The sequence below is a fragment of the Maridesulfovibrio sp. genome (assembly GCF_965230075.1).
In the GTDB taxonomy this organism is placed as follows: Bacteria; Desulfobacterota; Desulfovibrionia; order Desulfovibrionales; family Desulfovibrionaceae; genus Maridesulfovibrio.
Genome location: NZ_OZ245945.1, coordinates 1,050,536 through 1,068,140, shown reverse-complemented (window position 1 = coordinate 1,068,140; position 17,605 = coordinate 1,050,536). Strand labels below are relative to the sequence as shown.

Annotated in this window: 19 protein-coding genes; 8 read left to right on the top strand and 11 right to left on the bottom strand. The window is 47.0% G+C overall.

Annotated elements, in window-relative coordinates; all coding sequences use genetic code 11:
* Positions 1–139 precede the first annotated feature (139 nt).
* Together ACO05Z_RS04755 and ACO05Z_RS04750 are read right to left on the bottom strand one after the other, a co-directional pair.
* Positions 140–478 (bottom strand): STAS domain-containing protein, encoded by a 339-nt coding sequence (locus ACO05Z_RS04755; RefSeq protein WP_421901025.1) that lies wholly within the window; start codon positions 476–478, stop codon positions 140–142.
* A 103-nt stretch (positions 479–581) separates the two neighbouring features.
* Positions 582–1,031, bottom strand: coding sequence for an ATP-binding protein (locus tag ACO05Z_RS04750; RefSeq protein ID WP_421901024.1), 450 nt, complete (start codon positions 1,029–1,031; stop codon positions 582–584).
* Positions 1,032–1,157: 126 nt separating this feature from the next.
* On the opposite strand from ACO05Z_RS04750, the gene ACO05Z_RS04745 reads away from it, so the two are divergent.
* The 3 genes from ACO05Z_RS04745 to ACO05Z_RS04735 are packed head-to-tail and all read left to right on the top strand — an operon-like array spanning position 1,158 to position 4,783.
* On the top strand, positions 1,158–3,653 hold the full coding sequence (locus ACO05Z_RS04745; RefSeq protein ID WP_421901023.1) for an ABC transporter ATP-binding protein/permease: 2,496 nt from the start codon (positions 1,158–1,160) through the stop codon (positions 3,651–3,653).
* A gap of 2 nt (positions 3,654–3,655) precedes the next feature.
* Positions 3,656–4,153, top strand: a complete 498-nt coding sequence (locus ACO05Z_RS04740; protein ID WP_421901022.1) for a Crp/Fnr family transcriptional regulator — start codon at positions 3,656–3,658, stop codon at positions 4,151–4,153.
* A 27-nt stretch (positions 4,154–4,180) separates the two neighbouring features.
* Positions 4,181–4,783, top strand: coding sequence for a hypothetical protein (locus tag ACO05Z_RS04735; RefSeq protein ID WP_421901021.1), 603 nt, complete (start codon positions 4,181–4,183; stop codon positions 4,781–4,783).
* Positions 4,784–4,867: 84 nt separating this feature from the next.
* Here ACO05Z_RS04735 and hepT read toward each other — a convergent pair whose 3' ends face one another.
* From hepT to rfbC, 7 genes are all read right to left on the bottom strand, one after another.
* Complete coding sequence (gene hepT, locus ACO05Z_RS04730; RefSeq protein WP_421901020.1) at positions 4,868–5,080, bottom strand: type VII toxin-antitoxin system HepT family RNase toxin; 213 nt, start codon at positions 5,078–5,080, stop codon at positions 4,868–4,870.
* A gap of 186 nt (positions 5,081–5,266) precedes the next feature.
* The gene (mntA, locus tag ACO05Z_RS04725) at positions 5,267–5,689 is read right to left on the bottom strand and encodes a type VII toxin-antitoxin system MntA family adenylyltransferase antitoxin (protein WP_421904163.1); all 423 of its coding nucleotides are present in this window, start codon (positions 5,687–5,689) and stop codon (positions 5,267–5,269) included.
* 128 nt (positions 5,690–5,817) lie between these two features.
* On the bottom strand, positions 5,818–7,050 hold the full coding sequence (gene qrcD, locus ACO05Z_RS04720) for a menaquinone reductase integral membrane subunit QrcD (RefSeq protein ID WP_421901018.1): 1,233 nt from the start codon (positions 7,048–7,050) through the stop codon (positions 5,818–5,820).
* Between the two features lie 14 nt (positions 7,051–7,064).
* Positions 7,065–7,850, bottom strand: coding sequence for a menaquinone reductase iron-sulfur cluster-binding subunit QrcC (gene qrcC / locus ACO05Z_RS04715; RefSeq protein ID WP_421901016.1), 786 nt, complete (start codon positions 7,848–7,850; stop codon positions 7,065–7,067).
* A gap of 23 nt (positions 7,851–7,873) precedes the next feature.
* On the bottom strand, positions 7,874–9,943 hold the full coding sequence (gene qrcB, locus ACO05Z_RS04710; protein ID WP_421901014.1) for a menaquinone reductase molybdopterin-binding-like subunit QrcB: 2,070 nt from the start codon (positions 9,941–9,943) through the stop codon (positions 7,874–7,876).
* Between the two features lie 13 nt (positions 9,944–9,956).
* Positions 9,957–10,508 (bottom strand): menaquinone reductase multiheme cytochrome c subunit QrcA, encoded by a 552-nt coding sequence (gene qrcA, locus ACO05Z_RS04705; protein ID WP_015850926.1) that lies wholly within the window; start codon positions 10,506–10,508, stop codon positions 9,957–9,959.
* A gap of 192 nt (positions 10,509–10,700) precedes the next feature.
* Complete coding sequence (rfbC, locus tag ACO05Z_RS04700; RefSeq protein ID WP_421901012.1) at positions 10,701–11,252, bottom strand: dTDP-4-dehydrorhamnose 3,5-epimerase; 552 nt, start codon at positions 11,250–11,252, stop codon at positions 10,701–10,703.
* Between the two features lie 259 nt (positions 11,253–11,511).
* On the opposite strand from rfbC, the gene ACO05Z_RS04695 reads away from it, so the two are divergent.
* The 3 genes from ACO05Z_RS04695 (at position 11,512) to ACO05Z_RS04685 (ending at position 13,243) form a co-directional block, all read left to right on the top strand.
* Positions 11,512–12,072, top strand: a complete 561-nt coding sequence (locus ACO05Z_RS04695; protein WP_421901010.1) for a CvpA family protein — start codon at positions 11,512–11,514, stop codon at positions 12,070–12,072.
* Positions 12,073–12,074: 2 nt separating this feature from the next.
* Positions 12,075–12,842, top strand: coding sequence for a nucleoside triphosphate pyrophosphohydrolase (gene mazG, locus ACO05Z_RS04690; protein WP_421901008.1), 768 nt, complete (start codon positions 12,075–12,077; stop codon positions 12,840–12,842).
* 191 nt (positions 12,843–13,033) lie between these two features.
* A complete protein-coding gene (locus ACO05Z_RS04685; RefSeq protein WP_319780608.1) occupies positions 13,034–13,243 on the top strand; it encodes a hypothetical protein in 210 nt (69 codons plus the stop codon).
* A 91-nt stretch (positions 13,244–13,334) separates the two neighbouring features.
* Here the strand turns inward: ACO05Z_RS04685 and ACO05Z_RS04680 are convergent, their stop codons facing one another.
* Together ACO05Z_RS04680 and ACO05Z_RS04675 are read right to left on the bottom strand one after the other, a co-directional pair.
* Positions 13,335–14,321 carry an SPFH domain-containing protein gene (locus tag ACO05Z_RS04680; protein ID WP_421901005.1) on the bottom strand — a complete coding sequence of 329 codons (987 nt, stop codon included), beginning with the start codon at positions 14,319–14,321 and terminating at the stop codon, positions 13,335–13,337.
* Positions 14,322–14,337: 16 nt separating this feature from the next.
* Positions 14,338–14,796 (bottom strand): NfeD family protein, encoded by a 459-nt coding sequence (locus ACO05Z_RS04675; protein WP_421901003.1) that lies wholly within the window; start codon positions 14,794–14,796, stop codon positions 14,338–14,340.
* A 239-nt stretch (positions 14,797–15,035) separates the two neighbouring features.
* Between ACO05Z_RS04675 and ACO05Z_RS04670 the strand changes: the two genes are divergently transcribed.
* On the top strand, positions 15,036–16,865 hold the full coding sequence (locus tag ACO05Z_RS04670; protein ID WP_421901001.1) for an aminotransferase class I/II-fold pyridoxal phosphate-dependent enzyme: 1,830 nt from the start codon (positions 15,036–15,038) through the stop codon (positions 16,863–16,865).
* 13 nt (positions 16,866–16,878) lie between these two features.
* A complete protein-coding gene (locus tag ACO05Z_RS04665) occupies positions 16,879–17,592 on the top strand; it encodes a class I SAM-dependent methyltransferase (protein WP_421900999.1) in 714 nt (237 codons plus the stop codon).
* Positions 17,593–17,605 lie beyond the last annotated feature (13 nt).

Sequence of the window (17,605 nt, the reverse complement as noted above, 5' to 3'; positions counted from 1 at the left end):
GTATGAAAGCGCGCTGGCTATTATAGCAATAAATAATCGCAGTTTCAAAAAACAAACTTCCTGTCCGCCGAAAAAGGCAGACAGGAAGCAGTAAAAACATAAAAGAAGGCCTGAATATGGCCTGATTATTTAAAAATGTCTAGAAAGCGCCCAGACATTCATCCATGGTATCATAGATGGGCAGGAAGGAAACAAAGCCGGAAAGGTCAAAAACTTCCCTGATGTAATCCTTAAGGGAGCACAGCATAAGCTTGCCGTCTCCGCCTTTGAGCTCTCTGGCCGCTTTGAGCAAAACCCGCAAACCGGCGCTGGAAATATACTCAAGATTTTCAAAATCCAGAATGATCTTGCTTTCGCCATCCTGAATCAGACTCAGCAGCCTTTCTTCAAAATCATTGGATGTATTCGAATCAAGACGACCTTTAAGCTTAAAGGTAATAATACCGTCATTTTTAATTTCACCAACTTCAAGCCCCATCTTTTCCTCCGTTTTCCAAATTTACCAACTGGTAAGCGGCATTGCCGATCTGTTAAATATAAAAATCCGCCCGGCGGACTACTTTTCTAATAGATATATAAAGCTATTGAATATTTTTGGTCAACGTCAATTTATTCCTGCCGTCCTTCCATGCGTATTCAATACTGTCCATCATCTTGCGCATAAAGTGGATTCCCAATCCACCGACCTTGCGTTCCTCGCAATTGCAGCCCACATCCGGTTCAGGAGCATCAAGAGGATTAAATTCCTTACCATCATCCTCAATCCAGATAGTGAGGACTCCATCTTTGAGCTGCATGACAATGTCGAACTTATGCCTGTCCGACTGACAGCCGTAGCTGACAAGATTAGTAAAAAGCTCATCAAGCACGAGATTAAGTTCAAACACAGTCTTATCAGAAATACCGTGTTCACTGCCGAAATTTTCAATTTTTTCAGCAAGAGACCTGAGCTCAGAAATATCTGATTTCAGTGAAAAAGAAGAAGTGACGCCGCCGTCAACCTGCGCCTCAGGATTATTTACCAAAACCATATCCTCAATTTTCTCATGTGGGACAGATAGTACGATTACCGCTCATAAGTTAGAAAACCCTTGTCGCTGCGTCAACAAAAAGGTAATAAATTTTTGTTAGATATATAGCCTAAACAGGAGTTATTAATGATCACCAAGCGTCCGCTAACCTACTGGGTGAAGAACAGCAATATGAAATTGCAGCTCATATTGCTGGTTGTTATCTTCTTCACAGTAGCAGTCAGACTTGTTCCTCTGGAAATGCAGAAGAAAATCATCAACCAAGCCATTAGTATGCGCAAGGTTGATCTACTCTTCATGTACTGTGGCTTCTACATCGCCTCTGTTGTATCAGCCAGCCTGCTTAAATACCTGATCACTGTTCTACAAACGTACATCGGTCAGGAAGCTCTGGCAAAAATGCGTAAGGAATTATATGCGCATATTCTAACCCTGCCACTCGGCTACTTCAGAAAGGCCAACCCGGGCATGGTAGTATCTTCGCTTGTGACCGAGCTTGCACCGGCCGGTGAATATGTAGGCCAGTCCGTGGCTGTTCCGGTTACTAACCTGCTCACGCTTATCGCCTTTGCCGGGTATATGTTCTACCTGAACCCGATCATGGCAGCTATATCCATCGCCCTTTATCCCTTTGTTATTTATCTGGTTCCAAAGCTCCAAAAAAAATCAAACAAGGCAAACAAAAAAAGGGTTGATACTACAAGATACCTCTCCAGCCATATCAATGAAACCATATCAGGTATCCATGAAATCCACGGAAACGGATCCTACCGCATTGAAAACCGTAAATACGGTGCCTTTGTCGACCGTCTCTTCAAAATCAGGATCACTTGGATTCTTTACAAACAGGGCATTAAGGTCCTGAACAACTTTTTCCAGAATCTTGGTCCTTTCCTGCTCTTCATCGTTGGTGGTTACCTTGCAATTCAGGGCCGTTTCGACCTTGGTGCTCTGGTGGCATTCCTTTCCGCTTACGAAAAAATTTATGATCCGTGGAAAGAACTCATGGACTTCTATCAGGTCCATAACGATGCCGGAGTCCGCTACAACCGGGTCATGGAATACTTTGATACCAAACCTGAATTCGAACTTGAGCCTGAAGGACGCGCTCCGGTTGAACTCAAGGGGAATATCGAAGTTCAGAACCTCGGCTTCACTGTTTCCGGCAATATACGGCTGCTTAAACAGATCAATATGCAGCTCAAGCCCGGAGAACAAATGGCCCTTGTGGGCTTCTCGGGCAGCGGTAAAAGTACGTTGGCCCAATGTGTTTCCCAGCTATATAAATACACGGGAGGGTCGGTAAAAATCGACGGCTACGAGGTCGACGATCTGACCAAGGCCGACATGGTCCACAACATGGGTATCGTGGCCCAGTCGCCGTTCATTTTCTCCGGAACAATCAAGGACAACCTGCTTTACTCCTGTGCTGCTGTCCTTGAAGGCGATCCTGATGCTGAAGAAAAAATGCCCACTCGTGACAGCATGATTGAGGCTGTTCAGCAGGCAGGTATATTTGTTGATGTTCTCCGCTTTGGCCTGAACACCCTGCTTGATCCCGATAAAGAAACCGAGCTTTCAGAACGATTGGTCCGGGTGCGCGAGAACTTCCACTCCGACTTTGGCGACAGGCTTGCCGAACATGTGGAATTCTATCAGGACGGCAAATATCTGGACTTCAGCTCGGTAGCCGGAAACATTACTTTCGGCCATGCAAATGACAACAACTTCTCAGGTCGTGAGCTGGTCAGCAACGATTATTTCCAGAACTTCCTTATGGAAGCGCAATTGGAAACACCGTTACTGAGCCTTGGACGCGAACTAGCTAAACAGACAGTTGATATTCTGGGGAACCTCCCGCCTGACGAAGTGTTCTTTGAACAAAGCCCTATTCCTTCCGATGAGTTTGAGGACTACAAGCAGCTAACTTCACGTATTGACGATACTCCCCTGCTGGAACTTGAAAGCAAGGACCGTGAGATGCTGTTACGTCTTGCACTGGGATTTATTCCCGGAGTGCATAAGATTGTAGCCCTTCCTGCCGTACTGAAAGGATTAATCCTTGACGGCCGAAAAATATTCAACTCCAGAATTTCTGAAGATATGCCCGAAGCATTCAGCTTCTACCAGATGACTGAATTCATTCCTTCGCAGACAATTCTGGATAACATCCTTTTCGGTAAGCCCAAGACTGATCATCCCAAGGTTCAGGATGCCATCAACCAGTCCATGATACAGCTGCTTATTGAGGAAGATCTCCTTGAGACTGTTGTTGAGCTGGGAATGGAATTTCAGGTTGGCACTAAGGGTGACAAGCTTTCCGGCGGGCAGCGTCAAAAACTTGCGATTGCCAGAACCTTCCTCAAGAATCCGCCTATCATGATTATGGATGAGGCAACCTCCGCCTTGGACAACAGGTCCCAGAACCGAATTCAGGGCCTGCTGGAAACCAAGTGGAAAGGAAAAGCAACACTTATCTCGGTAATCCACAGACTGGATACCATTAAGAATTACGATAAAGTAGCAGTCATGAAGGCTGGTAAATTAATGGAAGTCGGTCCCTATGATGAACTCATGGCCAAAAAGGGACTTCTTTATGAACTCGTACATGGAGCACATTAGTCATGGCAGCAGAAACAAGTGAATACCAAGAACATTTGGAAATAATGAGGGAAATTACTTACTTCTCCGGTCTTGATCTTGAAGCGCAGAAACTGATCGCTTACCTTTGCGTACGCGAAAAATTCTCAGCAGGAGACGAAGTTTTTGCCAGCGGAGACCTTGACCAGTCAGCCTATTACCTGATCAGTGGCTCCATGGAAGCTTTTCTCGATGCAGGGCCTACCAAAATCCAGTCTTTTAAAGAAGGTGATTTTGTAGGGGCACTGTCTCTTATTGGCGATTCCAAGAGGTTGTTCACCCTTAAGGCTACTTCTGACTGCGTATGCATTCGCCTGACCAGTGAAAAATTCAAAAAAGCCCAGGAACAATACCCTGTGATCAACAGTAAATTCTTGAAAGCCACTGTTGACATGATAAGTAACTGGGAAGAAAGATTTATAGCAAACTACAACACAGGATGTTCCGGTTGCACTACCGGGATAGGATTGACTCTCATTTAGTGCCTACGGGCTGACAGGAATTATCAAATGAAGAAAGTTATCTTATTGACCTTATTAATTACATTATTTGGAGTCTCCGGTGCTCTGGCTGCTCAGAACGCACCTGAATCCGTTGCGGGAATAACCATTGGCAACAATGTATCAACAATCCGCTCTCTCTTAGAGATTAACTCAGCGACCTCGCCTTGGCAGGAAGAATACATCAAACGCATCGGCTTGAAAGATATGGAAGGTTACAAGGGAGGTTATGTTGTTGTCGGTAACTGCAAACGCAAGGACATTATCCTGCGCATGAAGCTTAAATACCAGGACGGCAGCATGGACTTTTTCAATAAGCTTTACGGCAAAATTGAAAAACGTTTCGGCAAGCCCAATGACTGGCGAGGCAACCCTTTCGGCACACTTAAGGTCTGGAAATGGTCCTTGGGCGATGCTGATGGCAATGTTAGCCTCATTCTACAGCATTTCAGCGGCGATGATGACTCCATAACCAAAGGGAACTCCATAAGGCTTTCCCGGCCTTCTTGGATTGAACAGGAAATGGAATGCTGGGACGTTAATCATCCTCCTGTAGATGAGAAGCCCATCCCGGCCAAAATGAAAGGAATGAAATGGTTTCTGCCTTACTAGGCTCAAGCCTGACTGAAGAACGAAAGAAAGCCTCCCTGCATTAGCGGGGAGGCTTTTTAAATATGGATCAATATTAAAAAGTCGCTATTGATTCGAATCCAGGCATTTTAATACAGCATCGCCAAAACGAGCAAAGTCATCCAAATGCTTTACGCTCACTGCATGGACGATTTCCCAGTCCAAGTTCATATAGTCATGCACCGCAACATTACGCAGACCGACGCTTCTAGCTAACTGTTCAGCCAGAATTTTATCCAGTATCCCTTCCTGTCCAAGATAAAGAAAACTTTCGGCCATTGATGAAGGAATTTTAAATTTTGCACTTAAAATATGGGTCGCAATATCTACACTTATCTAGACTGCACGCTGTAAGTTAAGGATAACAATATCCTGTAAGTCATAATCTGAAGCAAGTACTTCCACTTTATCTGGAGTCTTCAGCCTAATCATTTCCAGACAACGTTGTAAGGAACTAGCTTGGTTTCAATAACTTTTCGATCCACCGAATCCTCTCTTCAGGTTAGAAAGTACCAAACGATTTCGTAAAGGTTCATAATCAGCCTGCTCAACAAGCATACGATTAGCGGTTTGAGCGAGAATGATGGAATCTTGTCCAAACAGAGGTTTACCTGTAGTTAAAATTTGCTGAAGAAGTAATCCGTGACATGTCATAAGATCAATAAGATCTACCCCACGCTCCAATTCAATGCTGATAAGTGCACGAAGTTCCATTCTTCTCTCGAAAGAAAGGGGGACAGAGCCTAAAACAGCAACATCAATATCACTGTCAGGCCTATTTTTACCAGCCACGGTTGAGCCAAAAACAATCCCAACTTCGAGATCATCTTGCTGCTCCAGTAAAGCGGCAACCTTTGAAGTATTTTTGTAATCATGCCCATCATAAATTCAACATACCAGCCAGCATTATGATTTTCCAGCGTAAAATCCAAGACAGTATAACCCGTTGCTCACAAGAAAAGGCCCCACTCTAACGAGCGGGGCCTTTTGACTTTACTTATGTAATCAGCCGAAGACTACTTCTTGTTCAGCTTAAGTTCCTGAGGGAACATAGGCAGGTAGCGGTAGCAGAGGCTGAGTACCAGAGCACCGTATGCGCAGATCATCAGAGTGGTGGCCCATTCTGCCCAGTTGGGTACATAGATTTCCCAGTTATCGAAAGGCATAACCGGCATAGCGATGGTCTGGACGGTGAATACGTAACGGTTGATGGTTACGCCGATGCAGTCCAGAATTGCTGCAGAGTACAGCAGTGTGGGATTGTTTCTGATGGAAGGAGTGATCAGCATGATTGCGGGAACGATGCCGCAAAGCACGAGCTCAGTCCAGAGCAGCCACTGGCCGTAAACATTACCGTAAAACATCTGTTCGAAGGTCAGGCCAACGGAAGGCAGGTAACCCACAGCCCAAGCCCAAGTGTCAATGATCTTGAAGAACATGTACACGCAGAGCATGGTACCGGCGATTTTACCCATCAGGGCTTTTACTTTGTATTCCACCAGTTTCTTACCAGTCATTTTCTCGATAAGGGTACAAACCAGAACTGTGAAAACAGGACCGGAACCTACAGCGGAGAGAACGAAGAGGAAGAAAGTCCAGGGCCAGATGAAGAAACCTTCACGGAAGGCGTAAGGACGGCCGAACATAACGCCGTACATACCGCCAAGAGAACCCTGGTGAAAGGTGGACAGAAATGTTCCGATACCTGCGAACAATGCCATATTCACGTGCAGGTGATGGGCAAAGTGGTGCAGGAAAGGAATCTTGTTCAGCTGCTTCTGCTCGAGAATCAGCGGAATGAATTCAATGATCAAAACGGTGCAGTAACAGGTAATACAGAAGATAACTTCTGTGAGCATGGAGTGCACGTTGGGGTGCCAGTAACCGAACCATGCGCGGATGGGCTGACCGATATCCATGGTCAGAATGAGCATGGCGCCGGAGTAGCACAGGAATCCTAAGACTACTGCAAGGTTGATGATATTTTTAAGTTGATCGATCTTGAGGATGTACTTGAGGAAACCGGTAAAGAATGCACCGGCACCAAGTGCGATAACCGCAAGGTCGAAAGTAATCCAGAGGCCGAACCCGAAGTAGTTATCAAGGCCGGTAACGCCGATGCCGTGGTAGAAAATCTGACCGGCAGCATAGACACCCCAGAGCAGTATGGCGGCAGGAAATGCCATCCACAGCATAAACTTGGCGAGTCCACAGCGTTTTGTGCCTTCGGGGAAGAGATTGCTATCCATGGTAAACCTCCCTCCTAGTGCTTGCCTTCAGCAGCATGATTCTCAGCATGGCTGCCTTGAGCTACGTTATCACTCTGCTCACGGACCCAGTCACGACGGCTGATGTAGTAAACCTGAGGATCCATGCCGATTGACTCCAGAATGCGGAAAGCATTGGGGTTCTTGATCAGTTCATGAACTTTGTGCTCAGGGTTCTTTGCATCACCGAAGGAAATTGCCCCTGTGGGACAAGATTCCAGACATGCAGGCTGGTACCAGCCGTCAGGAAGCTTATTGGGGTCCATACCTTCTGCGCGTGCACGCTGACGTGCGTCCAGCAGTCTGGAGTGGCAGAAGTTACATTTCTCAACAACACCACGAGGACGGGTGGAAGTTGAGGGAGACAGAGCCTTATCCATACCGCCGGGCCATACCGGATCAAGCCAACCGAAGTAGCGAGCGTGGTAAGGACAAGCTGCCATGCAGTACCTGCAACCGATGCAACGGGGGTAAATCTGGCTGACGATTCCGCCTTCTTCGTCCTTGGTAGTAGCTACTACGGGACAGACGGGAACGCAGGCAGGGTGTCCGCACTGCATGCAGGGTCTGGGCAGGTAAGCAACTTCCCTGTTGGGGAATTCCTTACCGTTGTTGAGTTCGTACACAAGCATCCAGGTGAGGGTCTTAAGCTTGTTGGACCCTTCTTCCATGGGAGCTATGTTATTTTCAGCCTGGCAGGACACCATACAAGCACCGCAACCGGTACACTTGTCGACATCCACTACCATGGTCCATTTAGTATCAAATTCCATTTGTTGCATAACGTGAATCCCCTGACTTTAATTTAGGCGATGCTCACGAAAGAACTGGTCCACACGGACAAACCGGTGCCGGACTCAGTACCAACGGTGAGAAGTTTGGAGATGTTTTCGCCCTTACCGCTGGAGTAAGCATCCCATGCGGTGTGACCGAATCCAAGAGGTGCGGCGATAACATCGTTCATTACGCCTTCATTAATGTGGATTCTTACAGCGCACTCTCCGCCTGCTCCGGCAAACTTGACCTTGGAACCTTCAGACACGCCGATTTTCTTGGCAGTCTTAGAGTTGACCTGAACCATGAGGTCTTTACCCTGCAGCTCGAACTTGCTGATAGCAACCACGTTCAGCGGCGGGATAGCCACTGTGGGGGTACCGAAGATGAGCTTGGAGTAAGGAGCAAGAGCGATTTCGCCCCCCTTGGGCATGGTCACAGCCTTGGAAAGAACAGATGCTGCAAACTTGATGGAACCGGATTCAGTGGAATCGGAAACATAAGCAGCTCCTTCTACAAGGGAATCCCAGTCAGCGCCTGCTTTTTCGGCTTTAGCCTGATAAACGGCTTCTGAGGATTCGTAACCAAGGTCGATACCCAGACCGGAAGCCACGCCGAGAACTACGTCCACAGTGGGCTTGCTGTTGTAGAGAGGCTCTGCAACAGGAGCACTGGCTGCGAGCATTGCTGCACCGACACCGTAAGGAGTCTGGGCATCTTCAAAACGCTCATAGCTGGTGGGGTTGGGCATAATCAGGTCAGCTTTGGAAGCTGTTTCATCCATATAAGTGCTGAAACTTACGAGGAAACCTGCTTTTTCAAACGCCGGTGCCAGAGCTGTGTTCTGGGGCAGAGCGTAGACAGGGTTGGCTTCGTAAGCCATCATTACTTCAGGGGCTGCAACTTTGCCTGCGGCGATACCTGCGAGGTAGCCGATAAAGTCTTTGGCAGCCAGTTCGGAACGGCCTGCAGCAGCTTCAACAGCTGTGGGCAGTTCGGGGAGAATCTTCATTCCGCCGTCTTTGTTGACGCGGCCAAGCAGCATGTTAACTGCGGCAGCGGCGATCACGTCAGCAGCACCGGCACCCTGAGCAAACTCGGAGCCGGCAACAACAACGGGAGCGGAAGATTTCATGATGCGTTTGGCAATTGCTGCCATTTCCACTCCGGATACGCCGGTGGCTTTCTCCACTTTATCGGGAGAGAATCTGGACATTACCAGAGTCTTGAAGTCGGCGAAGTCGGAAGCAGAAGCGGAAGCTCCGGCCTTAAGCATATGGTAAGCAAGACCGAGGCAGAAGATAGCACCGGTGCCCGGAGCTACCGGAACCCACTTATCTGCAGCGGCTGCTGTGTTGTTCTGGAAAGGACCGGCGTAGACATAAGTAGTCTTGATTTCTTCACCGGTGGGACGGCTTTCGGAGTAAACACACTGGTTTCTCACAACCGCACCCCATGAATCCATGGCATCCGCACCTACGAAAAGCACGAAATCGGAATTGTCCAGATCATAACCGATCTGGCCTTTTCCGCCCATGCTGGCGAGGGCCACAGCTGCGCCCTGCTCTTCAGAGGGCATCAGGTAGCAGTCTGCGCCCATTTCTGCGGCGAAACCGGACAGAACCTCAGTTGCGGTACCGGTAGCATCACCGGAAACAACAGCGAGTTTGCCTTTCTGTCCTTTAACTGCTGCGAGTTTCTCAGTGAGAATCTTTTCAGCATCTTCCCAGGAGATGGACTCGTATTTACCTTCCGCGGTCTTCTTCATGGGACCATTAATGCGGGAAGGGCTGTACATGAGCTGCGGGCCGCTGGCGCTGACTGAGTCAACACCGCCTTTGCTCATGGCGTTTTCAGTGTTTCCTCTGGTGAGGTAAGGGCTTCCGCCCACGGATTTAACAATCTCAGCACAGGGGCTGGCACCGAATTTGGCAACAGAAGCCTGCTCGGTGATTGTTCCGTATTTCAGTCTGGGAATCCAGGGCCAGTTCTGGGACCAGATAGAAGCGTCATCCAGAGTTTTCCAAATTACAGGGGTGAAGAGTGAACCAACTACACCACCTGTTACCAATTGAATAAAAGTTCTGCGATCAATACCCATTGCAGTCCCTCACTTACTTATGGCAGACGTAACATGCGTTGCTGGTACCAACTTCCGCATGACAGCGTTCACACTGCCACATCTTCATGGTCTGCTTGCTGTAACCGCTGATTCTGTTTTCGTAATACGTCGGCAGCGTGTCGCTGTTGCCTACGTCGGGATGGCAATCCGTACACTCGAAGCCTTGGTGTGCCATGTGCGAAAAGTAAACGTTATCGGGCTGATACTGATAAACCAGCCAGGGTACTTCCACACCCTTCTGCAGATACTCGGTCACGTAAATTTCCTCTGCTTCGGTTTCACCGAGGACATCTTCGTGACACTCAGCACACTGCTCGTTGGAAGGCAGACCTGCAAAGGAACCATCTTCCAAAAACATGTGACATGACTCACAGTCCATACCTTCACCTTCAACATGAACCTTGTGGCTGAAATCGATAGGCTGAGTCTTCTGGCTATAAATAACCTGCGGGAAAACCCACCAACCGACGATCAGGCTCGCAAGGACACCGATGAAGAAAGGAAGAACTCCTCCACACTGCTTCGATGTTCTTTTTTCCTCCATAACCTCGCCCCACTACTCCTTAAGTTTTGTGAAACATAAACAACCAATTAACGCCATTTCTTCTAAAATAGAGAATCTTTCTATGTCAAGAGAATATGAAACTTTTCACAAACTCCCCAAAGGAAGAAAGATCACTATTTTCTAACAAAGAAGATCGGAAAAGCGTTTCAAAAACACTTCCCGCAGCACAGCTTAAAACTCAAACGGGGAGTCAAACTGTGCCAGAAGAGGAAGCTTCAGGTCTTTGTCGGAAAGTACCGGATTCGTTGTCTTCCAGTCGATATCAAGCTCCGGATCATCCCACCTGATCCCGGCCTCGCTGCCGGGGGCGTATCCGGAATCGACCTTATACATGAACTCGTTTTCCTCGGTCAGGGTCTCATATCCATGCGCAAATCCCTTGGGGATAAACAACCTCAGAAAGTTCTCCGCAGATAGTTCAATTTTGAACGATCTCCGGTAGGTTGGTGATCCCTTACGCAAGTCTACAACAACATCATTAACTGCTCCCCGGGTAACCCAGACAAGCTTAGCCTGAGCATATGGAGGCATCTGCAGGTGCAGACCGCGAATGACGCCGAGACCAGATGAATATGCGTGGTTGTCTTGAACAAAATCAGTGGGCAACCCATTTTCCGTAAAGACATTTTTATTGAAACTTTCCAGAAAAAAGCCCCGCCTATCCCTGAAAACCTTAGGTTCGATAACCACAAGTCCGGGAAATTCCGTTTCAATCAACTTCACGCACATCCTCCAAGCATGAATTACAAGATTCTGACACTAAAAACCATTCCCTCAAAATTAATCGAGAATTACCTGAGATCACGAAATGACACAACCTCATTTTTCACTTGATTGCCATATTTTTTATTATTTTCAAGGACGTTCATGATATTCACTTTTCCTCTGCGGTCTGCTAGGTTCCTTTTATATCTTTCATTGATAAGGTTTCATGCGGAGTTCGCGCATTTTTTCACAAACATAATTATTAACGGATTTCAGTATGCAAACAGCAGGCTTAGCACTTAATGCGCTGGATATCATTTTAATTGTCATTGCCGGGGCCCTGATTTTCAGGGGCTTGTTACGCGGAATAGTCAGAGAAGCGATTTCTGTTTTTTCCTTAATTTTCGGCTTTTATCTGGCCGCTAAATACCATCACGAGCTCGCCCCGTATTTTCAGACTTTTTTTGACGGACCCGGAACAGTCAAAGCTTTCAGCTACCTTTCGATCATCGTGGCTACTCTATTTGTAGCTTTTCTAATCGGGGTTGCCATTAAAAAGATACTGACTGTGTCTATGCTCAGCTGGGCAGATCAGGTCCTTGGTGGAATTTTGGGATTCGTCGAAGCAATCATTGTCGGCGGCATAATTATTGTGGTGCTGAACAGCTTTACTCCCAACTCAGAATTTCTGACTAAATCCAAACTGGCTCCTAAAGTCATGTCCACTGCGAGCTTCTTTATCAGCTTTGCTCCGGACAACGTGCTTGATTCATTGGATATCAAATCAATGTTTCCCGACCACTCAGAACTCACTAACCCTATAAGCGACACAATTTAAAAATGAGCGCAAAATCAATTGAAAAACTTAGAGATGTAGTTTCCACTCTGGTAGGCCCCGGTGGCTGCCCGTGGGATCAGGAACAAACCCCGCTTTCAATGTGCGACTATCTTATTGAAGAGGCTTTCGAACTTGTTGAAGCGATACGCGCGGATGATAAACAGGAAGCCATGGAAGAACTAGGTGACGTAATGTTCCTGCTTCTCTTCATTGCCCATCGTTATGAAGAGGAAGGCTCTTTCAACTTTGCTGATGCCGTTGATTCCGGTGCCGCAAAAATGATCCGCCGCCACCCGCACGTATTTGCGGATTGCAAAGTCGAAGATCAGGAAGAACTGCTCAAGAACTGGGAAAAAATTAAAAGAAGTGAGAAAAAGGGCGATAAAAAGATTTTCGATTCCCTGCCCAAGGGACTGCCGCCCATGCTCAAGGCTTATCGCATCAATTCAAAGGCTGCCCGCAGCGGCTTCACTTATGAATCTGACGAACAGTGCCTCGGCCAGCTTGATAATGAATGGAAAGAGTGGAACAACGCTCTTGAATCTGGAGATCAGGAAGCTATTGCCGAAGAATTCGGCGACTACCTATTTACTCTGATTGAACTCGGACGCCGCAAAGGCATCAAAGCCAACACCGCTCTGGACATCACCAACAACAAATTCCTTGAGCGCTTCGCCAAAATGGAAGACCTGGCCAAAGAACAGGGCAAGGACATCTCAGAAATGAGCCTCATTGAACAAAACGAGCTTTGGGAACAGGTCAAAAAATAAACCTGCCGTAAAAGACCGTCAAAACCCCCGCCTTCATCTGTGAAGGCGGGGATTTTTTATTTTATTTCATTAAGTATTGTAGGCTCTTGATTCATCATTCTAAATTTTTCTTGTTTTTACCCTAAAGAAATTCAGTGATCTGCCGATTTACCTGATAGGCGCGTATATTGCCCTTTTTCGGGAGGGGTTTTATGGACGTAACAGGAATCAGCTCAACCATGGATACCGCACCTGCGGTAAGTGACAAGCAACTTTTCGGGGCTCAGGTTGTAACCAAGACCCTTGATTACATGAACTCCGACCAGTTCAGTTCTTCAACCAGTAGCGATTATGATTTCCAAAAAAGCGTTCTCAGTGCCGCGTATTCCGGCGTTGGGACAATAGCTAACACTATAGCCTAAGGGCAGTCCGTGCGCCTGAAACGTAAAACCCGGCCATTACAGCCGGGTTTTATCATGTCTCTATCAGCAATCCGCCATACGGCGGAATTATCTACTCCAAAGTAAAACCAAACTCGCCCTGCCCTTCAGGTTTCTGTGCAGACTTTCCACTATTGTCCTTACCTTTCACCTTACCGAAAACACTCATGGCCGTACCGACCATGGAAGCCACATCCCCGGCTTCGGCAGGAAGAATCAAAGTTGTGGATTCACGGGCCAGACCTTCAAAGGCCTCCACGTAGCGTTCAGCAATACGTAAAGAGGCAGCATCCGCACCGCCTGAGGTATTCAGAGTTTCCCCCACAGTCTGCAACGCCTTGGCTGTGGCGTCTGCCACAGTGGTGATCGCTTCAGCCTTACCCCGGGCTTCGTTCATGAGCCGTTCACGTTCACCTTCACTCTTGAGGACTTCATCGAGCTTGGCAGCTTCTGCCTTATTGATGGTGGCCTGTTTTTCACCTTCACTGCGGGCAATGTCCGCACGCTTCTGGCGTTCGGCAATCATCTGAGTCTCCATAGCCGCTTTAACACTATCCGGCGGAGTGATATCCTTAATTTCATAACGTAAAACTTTGATACCCCAAGATGCAGCAGCCGCGTCAATTGCTTCTACTACCTGTGCGTTAATGGAATCACGCTCCTCGAAAGTCTTATCCAGAGCAAGCTTACCGACGCAGGAACGCAGTGCTGTCTGGGCCAATTGCGATGCCGCATATCGATAATTGTCGATGCCGTAAGCCGCAGCTTTTGAATCCTGCACCTCTATAAAGATGAGGCCATCTACGACCACGCTGACATTGTCACTGGTAATACAGGTCTGAGGCAGGGTATCAAGGGCTTCTTCCTTGAGTGAAAATTCATATGCCACACGATCTATAAATGGGAAAAGAAAATGAAAACCTGCTCCGAGAGTCACCCGATATTTACCGAGTCTTTCAACAATTGCTTCGGTTTTCTGAGGAACAATCCGTATAGATTTTATGATTATTACTACCAGTACCAGCGCAACAAAAATGACTGCAATCAATGCAGGAGTCATATCATCACCTTACCTGTCAAAGTTTTTTCACAAAAAATGAAGTCTTACTCTTGTCTGTCCATGAAACAATTCGAACTTTATCGCCGACAACAAAATTATGATCCGACTGGGAAACAGCCTTCCAGAACGATCCCCGGTATTTGATCTGACCGTAACCATCGTTACTGAAATCCTTGCTCACCTCAGCCAGTGCACCTTCAGGTGAATTCTCATATCCGTCATCAACAACATCTGACACCTGTCCCTGAAACCAAGCCATAAATGCTCTGCGCAGGATCAGCAGCGAACCAGCTGAAGAAATACAGAATACTGCAACCTGCAAAACCAGAGCATCACTAAAAATAAATGCAGCCAAAGCGGAAAGCAGGCAGCCAAGGCTAAAAAAAATCAAAACCATCCCCGGGACAGCAAGTTCCAGCAAAGCCAAAACAAGCCCGGCACCCAACCAGATCAACCAGAGTGGAAGCCCGTCCACATGCAACTCCTTGGATTCAAACATTCTTAAAAATGAACAACCACGACAATCTTATAAACTCATTATCACAACCGGATAAGATCATTCAATATGAATTCATAATTCATCTCATTCGCAATACGGCACCAGACTTCTCGCAGACAGATATATTTTTTAATAAAAATTAATAGAGCTTTATTTTGGAACAAACATTGCTTAACACTGTCCATCGAAATCACTAATTTGACATGGAGACAGCTATGCAGGTTATCATTCTGGCAGCAGGAAGAGGGCAAAGACTAAGTCCCATTACGGATGATGTCCCTAAACCACTGGTCGAAGTCAATGGATGCCCGCTTATAGTGAATGCTTTGGATATCCTCTCAAAGTATCCGGTTGAGCGGTTTATCATTGTCGAAGGATACAAGTCCGAGCAACTGCATGAGAAGCTGGGCGATAGCTACAACGGCATTGAAATTGTCTATGTACGCAATCCTGACTGGGATAAGACCAACAATATCCACTCCCTATGGCTGACCCGTGAACTGTGGGACAGGAATACAGTTCTTCTGGAATGTGATATTTTCTTTGAACCGGGCTTAATTGAAGAACTGCTGGAAGAGCCTTTTGCCAATGCTGTAATGGTTGATCATTTCCAGCCTTATATGGACGGGACAGTTGTCGAGCTTTCTCCAGATCGCAAAAGTATTACCCGGCTGATCCCCGGCAAAGATCAGGATAAAAATTTCAATTTTACCGACAAATACAAGACGGTAAACATATACACCTTTACTGAAGATTTCCTGCAAAATATTTTCCGCCCTACAATTGATCTCTATGTGAAGATGAACGGCCAGAATGAGTACTATGAACTTGTTCTGGGTGTTATTATTTTTATGGGCAGCAAAGAACTTAAAGCCAAGATCTGCGCCTCACACCGCTGGTTTGAAATTGATGATTTCACAGATCTGCAGCGGGCCGAAGCATACGTAACCGATGACCGCTCCCTTCTGGAAAAAGTGCGTAAAAAATATGGCGGATACTGGCGCTACGATTTTACTGATTTCGAATATCTGTACAACCCATACTTCCCCAACCAGAACCTGTACAATGAACTGCGTCTGAACCTGACCGACCTGCTTGGCAACTATCCTTCAGGCCAGCAGGAAATCAACCTCAGTCTTGCAAACTGGGCTAAAATTGATGAGTCCATGCTGGCTATTGCAAACGGCGGTTCAGAACTGATTGAGCTCCTGCGTCAAAAAATTAACAAGGTCACCCTGCTCCAACCTTCATTTGATGAATATGGCCGCAATCTCGAGCCGGAACAGATTCACGCTATTCCACCCTGCCCGCAAAGCCTTACCCAGACACCGGCAACAATTGTCAAAGAAGTAAAATCAAGCGGATCAAACGCACTGGTTATCGTCAACCCCGGCAACCCTACCGGAACAAGATTCAAGCCAGCAGAACTTCGTTATATGTTCGAAGAACTGCGTCAGCTGGACATGATCATCCTTGACGAATCATTTGCCGATTTCATCGGCACCGGACGTGACACAACCCTCCTTGATGAGCTTGATAAGTATCCCAATGTGATCATCCTGCGTAGCTTAAGCAAAGACCTCGGTGTTCCGGGAATCAGGCTCGGCTACATTGCAAGTTCAGACCGCAAACTTATCAGCGAAGTACGCACGGCACTGCCAATCTGGCATATAAACTCCGTTGCCCAGTACTTTCTGGATATTCTGCCCAAATATCGCAGCGACTACGCAGTTGCCCGCGCGAGGGTGATTGAAGCACGTGATGAGATGGGTGAAATGCTGAATGAAATTCCGGGCCTGAAGGTTATCCCTTCATTCGCAAACTATTTCTGCTGTGAACTTCCCGAAGGAGTTTCATCCGACTACATTCAGGAACAATTGTTTATGAATTACAAAATGCTGGTCAAAGACCTCGGCAAAAAACAGGGACTACCAGAAGGCCGCTACCTGCGGCTTGCAGTAAAAACTCCTGAAGAAAATCGCATGCTGGCTGACGCACTGACCACAACCCTTAATGAGAATATGCTCTCATCCCGGACAGCATAAGGACGAGATTAACATGAATAAATCTACTGAAAATAAATGGCACGAGGTCTGGACCCGCAAGGGAACGGAAGGTGGTGAATCCCTTGAAGACCTGATGAAGGCAGACGGTTTCGATACTGGAACCGGGGCAATCTCCGTGGAAGACTGGATGAAGACTTCAGCGGACATCAGGACCAAACTGGTAACCGATAAGGCTTCCAGAATTCTGGAAGTGGGCTGCGGAGCCGGAGCAATGCTTTATACCTTCCGCGATTCCGGGCCGGAACTTTACGGAGCTGATTATTCTGAAACCCTGATCCGGAAAGCCATGTCTGCAATCCCTGAGTTGAAAGGTAAAGCTTGTGAAGCTTCAGACCTAGGCTTTGCGGACAACATGTTTGAAGCTGTTTTTTCCCACGGTGTTTTCTTTTACTTCCGTGATCTTGACTATGCAGAAAATGCCATGAATGAAATCATGCGCGTTCTCACTGATAACGGGAAAATATTCATCCTCGACGTTCCCGACCTTGAAAAACGGGCCCTCTGCGAAGACTACAGACGCAATGTAGTCTATGCCGGGGAAGAATACCCGACAGCAGAAGACAGCCCTTACCGCCATCTTTACTATCCTAAATCATGGTTCCATGAGTATGGAGAAAAACACGGCATGAAAGTTCAGACATTTGATCAGGATCTCGAAAGCTACCCAATGTCTCCATACCGTTTTAATGCTTTGCTGACTTTCTAGTTTTTAAACGAGG